The sequence below is a fragment of the Flavobacterium phycosphaerae genome, from assembly GCF_010119235.1.
GTDB lineage: Bacteria > Bacteroidota > Bacteroidia > Flavobacteriales > Flavobacteriaceae > Flavobacterium > Flavobacterium phycosphaerae.
The window spans coordinates 1,540,611-1,557,544 of the sequence record NZ_JAAATZ010000001.1; the positions used below are offsets into that span (position 1 = coordinate 1,540,611).

Here is a 16,934-nt window from a genome sequence, read left to right on the forward strand (position 1 = left end):
TAAATACGATGAAGAATATAATTTTAGGAATGATGTTGCTGTTTGTAGCACTTTCTACACAAGCTCAAGAAAAGAAAAATAAAAATGCCAAATACCAATTTGAAGTCAATGGTAATTGTGAACAATGCCAAAAACGAATTCAAAAAGCAGCCTATTCAGTTCCCGGGGTTAAATCGGCGACTTGGGATATTGAAAGCCACAATTTGACGGTATTTTTGAACGAAGAAAAATGTTCGGTTTCAGATGTAAAAAAAGCCATTGCCAAAGTGGGTCACGATACCGATGATACAAAAGCAGAAGATACTGTTTATGAAAAACTGCATTCGTGCTGCAAATACGAAAGAAAATAATGTTGAAAGCTCCTCTTTTTGAGGGGCTTTTTTTATTTGAAATACTTTCGACTAATAATTTTATCTTTACACCAACTAACGAATTACCGTCTTTGCTATGAGCGATTTTTATAAAAAGATATTGGACAATAATAAACAATGGGTCGAGAACCAATTGAAGATTGATCCTAATTATTTCAAAGATTTATCACAAGGTCAAAATCCGCCTTTGTTGTGGATTGGTTGTTCTGATAGTCGCGTTCCGGCCAATGAAATTATAGGGGCCAAACCGGGAGAAGTTTTCGTGCACCGTAACATTGCCAATATGGTGGTGCATTCGGATATGAATATGCTGAGCGTTTTGGATTATGCTGTGAATGCTTTGAAAATTAAACATGTTATTGTTTGTGGTCATTATGGTTGCGGAGGGATTAAAGCAGCTATGGGCAACACTTCTATCGGTATTATTGATAATTGGATTCGTCATATTAAAGATGTTTATCGTTTGCATCATCAGGAATTGAATGCTATTGAAAATGAAACCGATCGTTTTAATCGTTTTGTAGAAGTGAACGTTATTGAGCAAGTTTTTGATTTGGCCAAAACTTCTATCGTACAATCTGCATGGATGAATGGTCAAGAATTAACGCTTCACGGTTGGGTTTATGGTTTAAATTCGGGCTTTGTGACGGATTTGAATGTAAATTTCAGCAGTAATAAAGACTTAGACGATGTTTATCAATTAGAATTTTAATGCGCAAAGTTCTACTACTAATCAGCTTTCTTTTTATTTCAAATCAGTATTTGAATGCTCAGGGCATGACCCAAAATCAGCGGGTTTGGTTTGCTTATTCCGGACAATATAAGGTTTCCAAAAACTGGGGCTATCATATTGAAGCGCAATTCAGAATGGACAATCAATTGGAACAGAATGTACAAAACATCTACCGAATCGGAGCGGTTTATTTTATTTCACCTTCTAAAAATCTAACCTCCGGATATGCTTTAGTTAATACGTTTGACGCAGCGACTGAACGTTTCTTTAAAGAAAATAGGCTTTGGGAACAGTTTCAATACAATAAAAAATGGCACGAAAACAAAAATGTCATGACACATCGATTGCGGTTGGAACAGCGCTGGGTAGGCTCGATTGGAATGGTTGACGGAAATCCGGTTTCAACAGGGAGTAATTGCCAAAACCGATTGCGTTATCTGAATCGGAATTTATTTCACATCACCAATTTGAAAGCTACCGATGAAGAAATTTATGCCGTGTTGCAAAATGAGTTCTTTGTCACTTTGGGTGATAATAAAGTCAATTCCAATATAGTTGACCAAAACCGTTTTTTGATTGGTTTGGGACTGAATTATAATAATCACATCCGTTTGGAGGTAGGCTATATGAATCACTTTGTGAATTCTAATGCCAAAGCTGACGTGATGAATCACACGATTTCTATTTCGTTAATTCAGAACCTAAATTTGCAAAAACAATAGCAGAGTTTAACTTTTTAAAATGCGGTTATCCCAAAAAAAGCTTAATTTCACGCTCGAATTTTATCTATTTTAATTTTATAATCCATGAATGACTTTAATTGGATGCAATTGCTAAATCCTGAATTTTACATTACCATGTCTATTGGCGGTGTACAAGTGGGTCTTTGGATTGTGTTGTTTATAGTGTTTGCCGAAACAGGTCTTTTTGCCGGTTTCTTTTTGCCGGGAGACAGTTTACTTTTCTTAGCCGGAATTTACAGCCGTGATTTAGTAGAGAATTTTACGTTTATACCAAGTGATTTGGTAAACGTGACCTTGTTGTCAGTATTAGTGGCTGTGGCAGGAATATTTGGCAATATGATGGGTTATTGGTTTGGTTCTAAAAGTGGTTATTATTTATACAAAAAAGAAGATAGTTTTTGGTTTAAGAAAAAATACCTAATTCAGTCCAAAGATTTCTTTGAAAGATATGGCGGAAAAGCTATCATATTCGCTCGTTTTTTACCAATTGTAAGAACTTTTGCGCCAATTGTTGCCGGAATTGTGACAATGGATAAAAAGAAATTTATGTTCTATAATATTGTGAGTTCTTTCCTTTGGTCGTTTGTTTTGATTTTTTCAGGACATTATTTATACGGAATGTTTTTAGAGAAATTTGATATCGATTTAAAGCACCATATAGAGAAAATTGTTATCGCAATCATATTGATTTCAACTTTTCCGGTATTTCTTAAAATGATAAAGAAAACCCCGAAACAAGCAGAATAGAGCACAAAAAAAGCGCCTCAAATCTTGAGGCGCTTTTTTATTGTAAATCAATTGTTTTTTCTTCCTGAAATAATTGTCCGTCATTAGTTATTCCTTCAATGATAACTTTAGCTTTTGGCTTATTGTAATTGGTGATTTCAAAAGTAAATTGACCGTTTTCATCAGTAACTATGCTTGAAGCCCAATGCAATAATCCATAGTTGTTAAAGCCACTGCTTTGACTGTTTTCATAATCGGCATTTTTAAAACCAAAATATCGAGCAAAACCTTCTTTAAAATAAAAGGAGTTGATGTCCTGTTTGACAACAGCATTAGGGATATTTTTTTTAGTATAAATTTTAATAACGCCCATGTTGTTTTTTATGCTCGGCACAATAGCATACGGGCTAAGGTATATTTCGTCAATTTCACTCATGTCCATTATACCTAATTCGTCGTGAGACATCAGTACTCTGCCATTTATAGTGATTTCAGGTGTTGGTTGTGCTGCGTGTAAAGAATTGCGGTTTCTGCTGTAAACCGTTATATGCAGACCGCTTCTGGCTACATCAAAACCATTAGATTGTATAAAAACCAATAAATCCTGACGTTCCATAGTTTCATCTACTTTAAAAGCTCTGAGACTTCCGTTTCCTAACTTGTTTTCATAGGTTAAACTTTTTTTAGCAGGAGCTTTAATTTTAACCTCTTTCAGTTGGATAACATTTGCGGCAAACTTAGGAATGTCAAAGTCGTTCATAACCAAAATGTCACTTTCAGTTTCTGTACAGCCTTCGGGAATGTTTATTTTGAAGGGTTTATAAAATGGTTTTTTCCTATTGAGTACTTGTGGATTTAGTTTGGTTTTAATGATATCAAAATTGGGAAGCTTTTGTAAAGACATTGTAACAAAAGTTGAATCAGCAATAAGGATGTGCTCAAAAAGATAATCTCCTTTTTCAGTAACATCGGCTGACATCATAATGAAATCTTTATAAGAGACCAACTTTACTTTGTGGTATGGTTTGTTAATGATCTTGGGGTCGATAGTGCCTTTTAAATTTACACCAATATCGAAACTGTAATTGGCTGATGGCGTAGTTGTTTTTAGGTAATTCCAGATATATTTTGACTTTTCCTGATTTAATAAAGCTAAATCAAGTTCATAATATTGGGCTCTTCCCGGCGAGTTGAAATAATAACCGGTATTTTGTAATGGTTCATTTAAATAGGGATTAATGGTTAATCCGGAAAAAATAGTGTTGTCCTTGTCATAACTTTTAGTGTTCTCGGGTAAAATAGTAATGCTCATGCTGGTGTTTTGAAAAGGACTATTGCCGGTTAATATTATTTTGCCATTGTTTTTGTTCTTATTTACTAAGGTTGTTGCGGTGTCCTTAAAATTCGGATGGGTATAAATCAAGCGTTCGCTCCACTGTTGCAAATCGCTGTCTATAATTCGTAATGTATTGATGCCTTCAAAGAGTTCGGTATTGTTTATCGCGATAACTTGCTCCAATTCGGCATTGAACTGTATATCATATAAGATAGATTTTTGGTCTTGATGTACCAACAAATAAAACTTTTTTGAATTTAACAAATTGGAAGTAGTACTGTTAGTTTTGATTTTAATAATGGTTTTCCCTTCAATCGAGAAGTTGTTTACGGCTAATGCAAATCCCATTTTTTCCGGACTTGGCAACTGCTTTTCATAGGTTTTGTTACTGTAGCGCAACATTACTTTTAGCGGTTCTTCTGTTGGTGTGATTTCGAATTTTCCTAAACCAAATCGATTTAGTTTAGCTGTTTTTAAAACGGTACCACTGCCATTTTCTATTGAAACTTCCAAATTCTCAGGGCTATTGCCTCTGCAGTCTTTTACTTGAACACCAACCGAGTTGGAAATGCCGCTGATAAGATTACCTCCTTCGGGTTTGAGATGAATTTCGAGTGTTTCCGAGTTTGCTTTTTTGGAGTTTTTTATGCCTTCTTCCGGATTAATGATATTGATTTTGGTAATGGTTGATTCGTCTTCGCTAAAATTATTCATCCAGTTGGTATAAACTTGAATGTAATAGTTCCCGGAATGCATCGCTGGCTTAAGGTCAATCTTTCCTGAAAATGTCCCATTGCTGGCAAAAACTAATTTTTCTGAAAGTTGAGTTCCTTTTTCATCATATAAAACAATGTAAACATTGGTGGTGAAATAAGGCTTACTGGTTTTTCGGTTGATAATGTAGCCCTGATACCAAATGGCCTCATTGGTAATAAAAGTTGTTTTGTCTAAATGAAGATGTATGGCTTCACGTTCCAAATCAAAATAATTCTCAAGTACCGCTGATATTTTGTCTTTGTTTTCATCAATTGCATTTTGAGAGTATAAATTTTGTATAAGCAAAAACGCAATAAATAAAAAAGAAGGTTACACTTTCGCATCCGATAAGGTTTTAAATCGATTTTAAAAGTATAGATATTTATTTACAAAACAAATAAAAAAAACGCCCCAATTTCTTGAGGCGTTTTTTGTTTTTATAGAAACATTGCTACGCAAGATTCTCTATTTTGCATTACATCATACCTGGCATTCCGCCACCCATTGGCATTCCTCCACCTGCGTTTTCTTCTTTGATTTCCACCAAAGCACATTCGGTAGTTAAAATCATTCCGGCTACTGAAGCCGCATTTTCCAAGGCTACACGCGTTACTTTTTTAGGATCAATAATTCCGGCTTTTAGCATGTCAACATATTGATCGGTTTTGGCATTGTAACCAAAATTAGCTTTTCCTTCGGCTACTTTAGCGACTACTACTGAACCTTCTAAACCGGCATTTTCAACAATAGTTCTTAAAGGAGCTTCTACAGCGCGGGATACAATTTGAATTCCGGTTGCTTCGTCAGCGTTGTCTGCTTTAAGTTTGTCTAAAACCGATTTGGCTCTTAATAAAGCTACTCCACCGCCGGCAACAATTCCTTCTTCAACAGCAGCTCTTGTGGCGTGTAATGCATCATCAACACGGTCTTTTTTCTCTTTCATTTCTACTTCAGAAGCAGCACCAACATAAAGTACAGCTACACCTCCAGCCAATTTAGCCAAACGTTCCTGTAATTTTTCTTTGTCGTAATCCGAAGTGGTTGTATCCATTTGGGCTTTAATTTGGTTCACACGATTCTTAATCATGTCCGCATCTCCGGCACCGTTTACAATAGTAGTGTTGTCTTTATCAATAGTCACTTTTTCGGCTGTTCCTAACATTTCTAATGTAGTATTTTCCAAAGTATAACCGCTTTCTTCAGCAATTACAGTTCCTCCGGTTAAGATGGCAATGTCTTCTAACATCGCTTTTCTTCGGTCACCAAAACCAGGAGCTTTTACTGCTGCAATTTTTAAGGCACCACGCAATTTGTTTACAACTAAAGTGGATAACGCTTCGCCATCTACATCTTCAGCAATAATTAATAATGGTTTTCCTGATTGTGCTACCGGTTCTAAGATGGGTAATAATTCTTTTAAAGAGGAAACTTTTTTGTCATATAAAAGAATGTATGGTCTTTCTAATTCAACTTCCATCTTCTCAGGATTAGTCACGAAGTAAGGTGATAAATATCCTCTGTCAAACTGCATTCCTTCTACCACATCAACATAAGTATCGGTTCCTTTGGCTTCTTCAACGGTGATTACCCCTTCTTTGCCTACTTTGCCAAAAGCAGTAGCAATTAGTTCTCCAATTACTTCGTCGTTATTGGCCGAAATAGAGGCAATTTGTTTGATTTTTTCTGAATCACTTCCAACAACTTGAGCTTGTTTTCCAAGGTCAGCTACGATAGATTCCACCGCTTTGTCTATCCCTCTTTTCAAATCCATTGGATTGGCACCGGCCGCTACGTTTTTCAAACCTTCTTTAACGATGGCTTGTGCTAAAACAGTTGCAGTTGTAGTTCCGTCTCCCGCTAAATCATTGGTTTTAGAAGCGACTTCTTTTACCATTTGAGCCCCCATGTTTTCTAATGGGTCTTTTAATTCAATTTCTTTGGCTACGGTAACACCGTCTTTGGTTACATTAGGTCCGCCAAATGATTTTCCGATAATTACGTTACGACCTTTTGGTCCTAAAGTTACTTTTACTGCATTGGCCAACGCATCAACTCCGCGTTTTAAACCGTCGCGTGCTTCAATGTCGAATTTTATATCTTTTGCCATAATTTTTAATTGTGTATTTTGATAATTGTTTACTTCGGTTATTTGAATTAGATAATCGCCAGGATGTCGTCCTCACGCATAATCAGATAATCTTTACCGTTGAATTTTAAATCGGTTCCTGCATATTTTCCGTACAGCACGGTATCACCAACTTTTACCGTTAATGGTTCGTCTTTTTTACCGTTTCCTACGGCAACAACGGTTCCTTTTTGTGGTTTTTCTTTTGCGGTATCCGGTATGATAATTCCAGATGCTGTTTGGGTTTCTGCTGCTGCAGGTTCCACAATAACTCTGTCTGAAAGCGGTTTGATGTTTAATGCCATAATTATATGTATTTATGTTATTAGAATGTTTGGTTTCGGTTTTTCAGAAATTGTGCCAAGCCTTGTAAACTGACATTTTTTCCTAAAAAAAATGCCAGCATGTCAGCGCTGGCATTATATTTTTGGTATGTTTTATTTATTTTTTTACCGGCTCTGTAATTGGTTTTGCCGGAGTAGTAGTGGTTGGTTTAGCCGGTGCTACTGTTTCTTTTTCGTCGATGATTTTTGAATTAGCATCGCTCAAACTTCCGGAGAAACTTAAACTTGATAATAAAATCAAAACGATTAGGATAGTGGCTAGTGTCCAAGTACTTTTATCTAAAAAGTCAGTTGTTTTTTGAACGCCTCCCATTTGTGTTGATCCACCTAATGAAGATGATAAACCGCCACCTTTAGGGTTTTGAACCATGATTACAATAATCAATAGAAAACAAACTATTGTGATTAATACTAAAAAGATTGAAAATGTGCTCATTATTTAATTATTATTTTGTTGTACTATTTTAATATCCGAAATTCGGTCTGCAAAGAAACTACTTTTTTCCGGATATTTCAAAATTAATATTTCATATGCCTGAATTGCTTTGGAATATTTTTTTTGTTCCAAATAAACTCGGGCTAAGGTCTCGGTCATCAGATAGGTAGTGTCGTCGGCAATTGGCTCAATAACGGGCACTGTGGCGTCTTTGGCAATGGGAGAAATCTTCGGATTGTTCTCGATAAATTTATCAATTAAGTCGAGTTTTTTCTTTTTATCTTCTGCGATAGGAGCAACCGCTTTTGTCGTTTCTTCTCTATCGATAGGTTTTAATCTTGATAATTGAAGCCATTCTTGGAAAGAATGTTTTTCATTTTTAGAAAATTCTAATGGTTTACCCAAAGCTAATTTTTCTTCCGCTTTTTGTTCTTCAGTCGTTGTAGCTTCTTTGATGGAAGTCAGTATTGATTGTTCTAAAGGATCAACTGTAGTTTGTTTTGCTTCGACCACCAGGATTTCGCTTCCCACAACGCTCATGTTCATCAACTCTTCCAGTTTCTTTTCGTATAGCCCTTTTTGTACGGCAACAAACGAATCTGAAGTAATGAAGTCGAACAAAACACTACGGTCTGTAGTATAAGCGGCAGCAACTTTTAAAGCATAGTTGTAATTGAAACTGTCCTGATTGTACAAATGTTTTAATCGCAAGACACGAGCACTTTGAAAGTACGGAAATGCCGTCAATACATTATCTAATGTATCCGCATACCGATCGTTGATGGCATCGGGTTTGTTGAGTAAAAATGTAAAATCAGTTAGGTTCATTTATACTACCATTTGGCTAGTGACTCGTTAAAAATATCTTGCGTTATTCGTTCAAAAATTTCATCAATATAACCTTTGAGTGTTGCTCCTGTAGGTAGTTCAGTTCCATCATAATCTCGGTAAAAAGAGAAGCGTTTTTCAAAGTTATCACTTTCTTTATTTTTATTCACAAAACGAACGTTTACGGCAATCGTCAATCGGGTTTGTGCTGCTTTTTGATCGGCTGTAGCCGTCATGGGCGTTGCATTATAACTAACAATTTCACCTTCATACAGCAAGTCACCGTTGGAATTGGTCAAATTCAAATTGGTTTGATTTTGAATAAGTTCCTGTAATTTGATGGTGAAAGTCCTGTCAATACCCGGTTCTATGATGTCGGCATTGTTCTGAAAATAGTTTACTTGAAATGTTTTGGCATCAATTTTTCCTGTTCCGGTAAAGTTGTATACCGAACAGCTGTTGATACTGAACCCAAGTAGGATAAGAAAAAGGAATCTTAAAAATTTCATGCTGCTGATTAAAGGCGCTAAAGTACTTCTTTATTTTGAATTATGGAATGACATCGCCTTGGTAGTAGTATTTGACAGCAACATAGCTGTTTTCAAAAACGCCCGAATAATAATTGTTTTTAGTTTGACTAATCGGTAAATTATCGGAGTTGAATTCATAGGTGTAAACAGCACTTTCCGGATCTTCTGCAGCATAATGCATAGTAGTCATAATGTTTACAGATGAATTACCATCTTTTAAAAACCACGGGTCATAAATAGACTTTGCCTTAGCTATAGATGAAATGCCTTCTCTTATAGGATTGATGTGGTTTTCGTCATAGCTATAAGTGTTTTCAGGGTCTCCGATAAACGGCCCATGAAAAAACAAATGGATTAAATTGCCGTTAGCATCATATCCGCAAAAATATTGGTCTTCATAAAAATCGACATCGTCATCATAAATACTGTGTGCTTCTTTTAAAAAATCGTTCGAACCGAGCTTGCATTCCAAACTGGTAAAGCCACTCGAGAAGGAATATTTGTGGTCAACATAGCTGTAATTGTAGTTTTCACCATTTATCTCGGCAATGAATCCCGACTCATAGCTAATGTTATATGTAGTAGCGTTTGTGCCGTTGTACTTTACATTTTGAATCAATTCATTGTTTAAGTCATAAGCAAAGGTTTCAAGCAAGGTGCCATCCGCTTTAGTTATCGCCGACAATAAACCCTCCGTGTTAAAAAGCCAACGTCTTTCATTAGGATTCCCGGGCAGAAAATCAACTCTTTGTAATTTACCATTGCTCGGTGTTGGCGTTGGGATAACCTCGTTTGAAGTATCGTTACTGCAAGATGTTATGACAAGGGTTGTAAATAAAAGAAACAGAAACTTTTTCATAATGAATGGTTTAGCAACGTAAAAGTAAATAAAAATAGTTTTACAAATCGAATTGCTTTATTTTTCGGTAAAGTGTTCTTTCGGAAATACCAAGTTCATCTGCGGCCGCTTTTCGTTTGCCTTTATGACGCTCCAGCGATTTTTTGATGAGTTCTATTTCTTTTTGCTCCAATTTCAATACCTCTTCCTCTTCTACAGTTTCAGCCATCAGGTAATTGTGGTCATCCTCATCTTCAAATTCCTCCTGATGTACTTGGCTTTGGGTTGGCATCACATTAACTCTTGGCGTTTCTTCATAAGCTATTTCACTTTCGGTTGGAGTAGCTCCATAAACTTTTTGAATCAAACTCGGATTAATATCTTGTACTTTGGACCCGTTTTTCATCAGCTCCAAAGTCAATTTTTTTAAATCATTTAAGTCGCTTTTCATGTCGAATAGCACTTTGTATAAAATATCTCTCTCTGTAGAAAAATCACTATCCGATTTCTTGCCTCCAATAACAGAAGGCAAAGTACTACCCTCTACCGGAAGATAAGATTGTAAAGTAGTCAATGAAATATCGCGGTTGGTTTCTAAAACCGAAATCTGCTCGGCCACGTTTCGCAACTGACGGATGTTACCGCTCCAACGGTATTTTTGTAAAAACTGTATAGCCTCTTCACTTAGTTTGATAGGAGGCATTTTATATTTATGGGCAAAATCAGCTGCAAATTTCCTGAATAATAAATGAATATCGTCTTTTCGTTCGCGTAAGGGAGGCAACGGAATATCAACCGTGCTTAAACGGTAATACAAATCTTCACGGAATTTTCCTTTTTCAATGGCGTCAAACATGTTGATATTGGTAGCCGCTACGATTCGGACATTGGTTTTTTGTACTTGTGACGAACCTACTTTGATAAATTCCCCGTTTTCCAAAACACGCAGCAAACGGACTTGTGTCGTTAAGGGCAATTCACCCACTTCATCTAAAAAAATGGTTCCGCCATCCGCTACTTCAAAATACCCTTCACGAGTATTGGTAGCACCGGTAAAAGCGCCCTTTTCGTGTCCAAATAATTCACTGTCAATCGTTCCTTCCGGGATGGCACCACAGTTTACCGCAATGTATTTCCCGTGTTTTCTATGCGAAAGCGAATGAATAATTCTCGGAATGCTCTCTTTTCCCACACCACTTTCACCAACCACCAATACGGATATGTCAGTAGGAGCTACTTGAATTGCTTTTTCTATGGCACGATTCAGTTTCGGGTCGTTCCCGATAATTTCAAATCGCTGTTTGATGCTTTGAACGGTTTCCATATTTTTTTACTTATTGCATGCTGCTATAACCAACCGCGTCTCCAATTAAAGTGGCAGTCGTACAATCGGTCACTTTTACCATAACGAAATCGCCCACTTGATAATCTCCTTTCGGAAAAACAGCCACTACATTTTCTGAGTTTCTGCCGCTCCAGTGTTTGTCTGATTTTTTTGATTCTTTTTCAATCAAAATTTCAACCGTTTGGCCCAAGAAACGCTTGGTTCTTTTTTCGCTTAGTATTTGTTGTAAGTCTACAATTTCTTGTAAACGTCTTTTCTTCACTTCTTCCGGCACATCATCTTCCATTTTTCTGGCGGCCAATGTACCCGGTCTTTCGGAGTAGGCAAACATATACCCAAAGTCATATTCCACATATTCCATCAACGTCAGAGTGTCTTTGTGGTCTTCTTCGGTTTCTGTTGGGAAACCTGATATCATATCCTGAGAAATTGAACAATCCGGAATAATTTTCTTGATTTTATCCACCAACGCCATATATTCTTCACGGGTATGCTGGCGATTCATTTCTTTCAAAATCCTTGTGCTGCCGCTTTGTACCGGTAAGTGAATGTAGTTGCAAACGTTGTCATACTTCGCAATCACATGCAACACTTCTTCGTGCATATCCTGCGGATTTGAAGTCGAAAAACGGAAACGCATTTTTGGGAACGCCACCGCGCATTGTTCTAATAACATCGCAAAATCAGTCGAAGTAGCTTTTTGCATTTCGGTAGCTTTGTCAAAGTCTTTTTTCAAACCACCGCCATACCAAAGGTAACTGTCTACATTTTGGCCCAAAAGACAAACTTCCTTAAAGCCTCTGTTCCATAAATCCTGAATTTCTTCTAAGATGCTTTGCGGCTCACGGCTACGCTCACGTCCACGGGTGAATGGCACCACACAAAACGTACACATATTATCGCAACCACGAGTGATAGAAACAAATGCATTCACGCCGTTACTGTTCAAACGAACCGGTGCAATATCGCCATAGGTTTCTTCTTTCGATAAAATCACATTGATAGCATCTCTTCCTTCCTCTACTTCTTTCAATAGATTGGGCAAATCTTTATAAGCATCAGGTCCCACCACCATGTCAACAATTTTTTCTTCTTCCAAAAATTGTGTTTTCAAACGCTCCGCCATACAGCCCAAAACGCCCACCTTCATACCCGGATTAATACTGCGTTTCACCGCATTGTATTTCTCCAAACGTTTTCTAACGGTTTGTTCTGCCTTGTCTCTGATCGAACAGGTGTTCACCAAAACCAAGTCGGCTTCCTCTAATTTTTGGGTTGTATTATACCCTTGCTCCGTTAGGATAGACGCTACAATCTCACTGTCCGAAAAATTCATCGCACAGCCGTAGCTCTCTATAAATAGTTTTTTTTGATTGCCTTCTTTGTGTTCCAGTACCATTGAGGTACCTTGTTTTTTTTCGTCGATTTCCTTTTCCATAATAATATATCGCTTTCGGGACAGCAAAGATAATACTAAAAATGAATATCTGACAAGATGGCAGAGCGGGTTTAACAAAAGTTTTGGAGCGAATGGGTCGGGCGTACTTGGAATCCCTATTCCCGCTGTCCGCACTACAAGGTAGTTGCTCCCATCGGGGCTAAAGAGTGATCGTCTTTTGTATCCCTGTTTCACATCAAAAAAGAAACACTTTTTAACTCAAATAATCACTGCAAAGCTCCATGTTTATTGAGCAGAGGCTAATTTTCTTCACGCGTCTCCTCATTTTACAATTGCCGTTCCTCATTTTACAATTGCCGTTCCTCATTTTACGATTGACATTCCTCATTTTACGATTGGCGCCCCTCATTTTACAACAGCCTTACCTTATCTTGCTTTTGCTTCAGTATTTCAAAATTTTCAAAGTATAGCATAACCATTCGATCTAGCATTCAATGGCATTTTACCGTTAAAAAGTAACACTAAATCGGTATTTTAAAAAAAACGTTTACTTTTGTCCGCATATTTGATAGTAAGAAGAGGATTGCCAGTGGCAATCAGGACACGAACTTTAGTTCGTTTTTAGCTGTCTGAGTTATCATAATAGTTGTTTCAAACTAACAATCAAAAAGGCATATGGCAAAGAATTTAGTTATCGTGGAGTCACCGGCAAAGGCCAAAACAATCGAAAAATTTCTGGGGAGTGAGTATCAGGTGGAGTCCAGCTACGGACACATTGCCGACTTACCGTCTAAAGAAATTGGAGTAGATGTTGATAATGGTTTCAAGCCTAAATACGAAGTCTCCTCCGATAAAAAAGCTTTGGTCACCAAACTAAAAGGATTAGCTAAAAATGCCGAAATGGTTTGGTTGGCTTCCGATGAGGACCGCGAGGGAGAAGCCATTTCTTGGCACTTAGCGGAAGAATTAAAACTCGATAAAAACAAAACCAAACGCATTGTTTTTCATGAAATCACCAAAACAGCCATTCAAAAAGCCATCGAGAACCCACGCGGTATTGATTATAACTTAGTCAATGCGCAACAGGCCCGAAGAGTTTTGGACCGTTTAGTAGGTTATGAATTGTCACCGGTGCTTTGGAAAAAAGTTAAAGGCGGTTTGTCGGCCGGTCGTGTACAATCCGTATCGGTTCGATTAATTGTAGAACGCGAAAGAGAAATACAAGAGTTTACTCCTGTGGCATCGTATTCTGTTACTGCCGAATTTACCAACGAAGCCGGGAAAACGGTGAAAGCCAAATTGCCGAAAAACTTCGCCACCAAAAAAGAAGCCGAAGACTTCTTAAATAAAAACATCGGGTCTACCTATAAAGTAGCCGATTTAGAAACCAAACCTACCAAAAAATCACCGGCCGCACCTTTTACAACTTCCACGTTGCAACAGGAAGCCGCCCGTAAATTATACTTACCCGTGGGTATCACCATGCAAATCGCCCAGCGTTTATATGAGGCCGGACTCATCACATATATGAGAACAGATAGTGTGAACCTTTCGCAGGAAGCCATGGGTGCAGCACAAGCAGAAATTACCAGTTACTACGGAGCCGAATTCAGCAAACCAAGAAATTTCAATACCAAATCAAAAGGAGCACAGGAAGCGCACGAAGCGATTCGCCCAACGGATATGTCGCGCCACACAGTCAATGTTGAAAGAGACCAATCCCGTTTATACGAATTGATTTGGAAAAGAACTTTGGCGTCACAAATGAGCGATGCGGAATTAGAAAGAACCAACGTCAAGATTGAAGCCAACAATCACAGTGAAGTTTTTCAAGCCACTGGAGAGGTTATCAAATTTGAAGGATTCTTAAAAGTATATTTAGAAGGCAATGACGATGACGATGAAGAACAAGAAGGTATGTTGCCGGTTTTAAAAGTCAACGAAAAATTGTTGAACAACACTATTGTCGCTACGGAAAGATACACCCGTCCGGCTTCAAGATATACCGAAGCTTCTTTAGTAAAGAAATTAGAAGAGCTGGGAATTGGTCGTCCATCCACTTATGCACCAACGATTTCTACCATTATTAATAGAAATTATGTCGAAAAAGGAAACTTAGACGGTGTAGAAAGAAAATATGTGCAGTTAACATTGGCTTCTAATAAAGTTGATGAAAAATATTAAAAGAAAACACCGGTTCCGATAAAGGGAAATTAGTACCCACTGATATTGGAACGATTGTGAACGATTTCTTGGTGAAAAATTTCGCTGCTATCCTTGATTATAATTTCACGGCCAAAGTAGAACAAGACTTTGACGAAATAGCCGAGGGAAATATTGATTGGGCCAAAATGATGCAGGATTTCTACAATAAGTTTCATCCGAATGTAGTAGAAGTAGAGAAGAATGCCGATCGTGAAAGTGGTGAAAGAATATTAGGAACCGACCCTAAAACAGGCAAACCGGTTTCCGTTCGTTTAGGTAAATTTGGTCCTATGGCTCAAATTGGTGAAGCTGATGATGAAGAGAAACAATTCGCCAGTTTGCGTCAGGAACAAAATATTGGGAACATCACTTTAGAAGAAGCATTGAATTTATTCTTGTTGCCAAAAACATTAGGAGAATATAAAGGAGAAGAAGTTGAAGTAAGCAACGGTCGTTTCGGTCCGTATGTTCGTTTCGGTAAACAATTCATTTCGTTGCCAAGAGGAGAGGATCCTTTAGATGTAACTATGGAACGTGCTCAGGAACTGATTAACGAGAAAGCTAAAGCAGATGCTCCGATAGCAGTTTATAAAAATATGGATGTGCAAAAAGGAGTGGGGCGTTTTGGTCCTTTCCTAAAATGGAATGGCATTTTTATTAATGTAAACAAAAAATACAATTTCGATAATCTGTCACAATCCGATGTAGCCGAACTAATAGAAGAGAAATTACAAAAGGATATTGATAAGGTAATTCACAATTGGTCAGAAGAAGGAATTCTGGTAGAAAAAGCCCGCTGGGGAAAATCAGTTATCACCAAAGGTAAAATCAAAATCGAATTAAATAAAGATGTTGATGCTGCCAAATTAACATTGGAGGAAGTCAAAGAAATGATTGCCAAAAAGACGCCTGAGAAAAAAACCGCAGCTAAAAAAGCCACCACCAAAAAAGCACCTGCTAAAAAGAAATAAACTATGGAATTTGATTTTTTGTCCCCGGTTGACGACGAAATTATTCAATATATAAAAGGACTTTCTTCGCAACATTTAGGAAGTAAAGTCGCTTTCCACACTGATAAAGATTTTCCGGATACCGATATGATTAAGATAGCTATCGTTGGTGTTTTAGAAAATCGCGGTGATGCTAAAACTTTCGAAGATGTAGATTTGAATCCAATTCGTAAAGAGTTGTACACCTTGTTTCCGGGCAATTGGCAAAGTTCCATTGCTGATTTAGGCGATATTCTTCCGGGAAATTCTTTGGAAGATACTTATTTTGCCTTGCAAAAAGTTACCGCCAAATTAATCCGAAAAGGAATTATACCTATAATAATAGGAGGGACTCAAGATTTGACTTATCCATTATATAGAGGATATGATAATTCAGAGCAAATGGTCAACTTGGTTTCCATTGACAGTAAGTTTGATTTTGGTAAGCAGGAAGAAGGGATTACCGCCAATTCCTATTTGTCAAAAATCATTTTAGATGAACCCAACAATCTTTTTAATTATTGTAATATTGGTTATCAAACCTATTATAATTCTCAGGAAGAAATTGATTTAATTGAGAAATTATATTTCGATGCCTACAGATTAGGAGAAATTTCCAACAACATTGAATTAGCTGAACCGGTTTTTCGTGATGCCGATATCGTTAGTATTGATTTAAATGCGGTAAAGTCTTCATATTCAGGAAATTTTATTACTTTTACGCCTAACGGTTTTGACGGAAAAGAGATTTGCAGTTTGTCCCGATATGCCGGAATCAGTGATAAGGTTAGTTCTTTTGGGATTTTCAATCACAACAACAAGAGCGAGGAATCCGTTCTTATATCACAAATCATATGGTATTTTATAGAAGGTGTTAATTATCGTTCCAATGAGTATCCATTTGGTACCAGAGAGAATTATTTAAAATACATAGTGCCCCTTGAAAGTGAAGAGTTGGTGTTTTACAAGAGCAACAAAACAGACCGATGGTGGATAGAAATTAATATTTTTTCAGGCCAACACAATAAATTGAAAAAAAACACGTTATTACCTTGTTCGCACGAAGAATATTTAATCGCATGCAATCAGGAAATACCGGAAAGATGGTGGAAAGCACAACGAAAGAATAGCCTTTAAAAATAAAAAACAATAAGAAAACAAGCGTAAAAACAATTTAAATATTTGTAAAAAACTTACAAAAAAAATAAAAAAGCGCACTTTATCGATGTT

14 protein-coding genes and 1 pseudogene are annotated in these 16,934 nt (G+C 37.1%); 6 read left to right on the top strand and 9 right to left on the bottom strand.

The annotated features are described in order from the left end of the window. Window positions 1-8: 8 nt before the first annotated feature. The 4 genes from GUU89_RS06865 to GUU89_RS06880 all read left to right on the top strand — a co-directional run bounded on the left by GUU89_RS06865 (window position 9) and on the right by GUU89_RS06880 (window position 2,594). A complete protein-coding gene (locus GUU89_RS06865) occupies window positions 9-350 on the top strand; it encodes a heavy-metal-associated domain-containing protein (protein WP_162127224.1) in 342 nt (113 codons plus the stop codon). 97 nt (window positions 351-447) lie between these two features. Beyond that, a complete protein-coding gene (gene can / locus GUU89_RS06870) occupies window positions 448-1,083 on the top strand; it encodes a carbonate dehydratase (protein ID WP_162127225.1) in 636 nt (211 codons plus the stop codon). Then, complete coding sequence (locus GUU89_RS06875; RefSeq protein ID WP_162127226.1) at window positions 1,083-1,826, top strand: DUF2490 domain-containing protein; 744 nt, start codon at window positions 1,083-1,085, stop codon at window positions 1,824-1,826. The genes can and GUU89_RS06875 overlap by 1 nt, the downstream gene beginning before the upstream one ends. Before the next feature lie 84 nt (window positions 1,827-1,910). Continuing rightward, window positions 1,911-2,594, top strand: a complete 684-nt coding sequence (locus tag GUU89_RS06880) for a DedA family protein (RefSeq protein ID WP_162127227.1) — start codon at window positions 1,911-1,913, stop codon at window positions 2,592-2,594. Between the two features lie 37 nt (window positions 2,595-2,631). On the opposite strand, the gene GUU89_RS06885 is transcribed toward GUU89_RS06880, so the two are convergent. The 9 genes from GUU89_RS06885 to miaB all read right to left on the bottom strand — a co-directional run bounded on the left by GUU89_RS06885 (window position 2,632) and on the right by miaB (window position 12,549). Next, the gene (locus tag GUU89_RS06885; protein WP_162127228.1) at window positions 2,632-4,971 is read right to left on the bottom strand and encodes a hypothetical protein; all 2,340 of its coding nucleotides are present in this window, start codon (window positions 4,969-4,971) and stop codon (window positions 2,632-2,634) included. A 169-nt stretch (window positions 4,972-5,140) separates the two neighbouring features. After that, window positions 5,141-6,772 (bottom strand): chaperonin GroEL, encoded by a 1,632-nt coding sequence (gene groL, locus GUU89_RS06890; RefSeq protein ID WP_162127229.1) that lies wholly within the window; start codon window positions 6,770-6,772, stop codon window positions 5,141-5,143. A 47-nt stretch (window positions 6,773-6,819) separates the two neighbouring features. Next, the gene (locus GUU89_RS06895; protein WP_162127230.1) at window positions 6,820-7,095 is read right to left on the bottom strand and encodes a co-chaperone GroES; all 276 of its coding nucleotides are present in this window, start codon (window positions 7,093-7,095) and stop codon (window positions 6,820-6,822) included. Window positions 7,096-7,231: 136 nt separating this feature from the next. Further along, a complete protein-coding gene (gene secG / locus GUU89_RS06900; RefSeq protein ID WP_162127231.1) occupies window positions 7,232-7,570 on the bottom strand; it encodes a preprotein translocase subunit SecG in 339 nt (112 codons plus the stop codon). Between the two features lie 3 nt (window positions 7,571-7,573). After that, a complete protein-coding gene (locus GUU89_RS06905; protein WP_162127232.1) occupies window positions 7,574-8,398 on the bottom strand; it encodes a tetratricopeptide repeat protein in 825 nt (274 codons plus the stop codon). 5 nt (window positions 8,399-8,403) lie between these two features. Then, entirely contained in the window at window positions 8,404-8,907 is a 504-nt protein-coding gene (locus tag GUU89_RS06910; protein WP_162127233.1) for an LptE family protein, read from the bottom strand. Window positions 8,908-8,947: 40 nt separating this feature from the next. After that, entirely contained in the window at window positions 8,948-9,787 is an 840-nt protein-coding gene (locus tag GUU89_RS06915) for a hypothetical protein (RefSeq protein ID WP_162127234.1), read from the bottom strand. 40 nt (window positions 9,788-9,827) lie between these two features. Then, on the bottom strand, window positions 9,828-11,090 hold the full coding sequence (locus GUU89_RS06920) for a sigma-54 interaction domain-containing protein (RefSeq protein ID WP_162127235.1): 1,263 nt from the start codon (window positions 11,088-11,090) through the stop codon (window positions 9,828-9,830). A 10-nt stretch (window positions 11,091-11,100) separates the two neighbouring features. Next, entirely contained in the window at window positions 11,101-12,549 is a 1,449-nt protein-coding gene (gene miaB, locus GUU89_RS06925; RefSeq protein WP_162127236.1) for a tRNA (N6-isopentenyl adenosine(37)-C2)-methylthiotransferase MiaB, read from the bottom strand. Between the two features lie 636 nt (window positions 12,550-13,185). Between miaB and topA the strand changes: the two are divergent. Together topA and GUU89_RS06935 are read left to right on the top strand one after the other, a co-directional pair. Continuing rightward, window positions 13,186-15,686 (top strand): annotated as a pseudogene (gene topA, locus GUU89_RS06930) (type I DNA topoisomerase). A 3-nt stretch (window positions 15,687-15,689) separates the two neighbouring features. Then, window positions 15,690-16,841 carry a formimidoylglutamase gene (locus tag GUU89_RS06935; RefSeq protein WP_162127237.1) on the top strand — a complete coding sequence of 384 codons (1,152 nt, stop codon included), beginning with the start codon at window positions 15,690-15,692 and terminating at the stop codon, window positions 16,839-16,841. Window positions 16,842-16,934 lie beyond the last annotated feature (93 nt).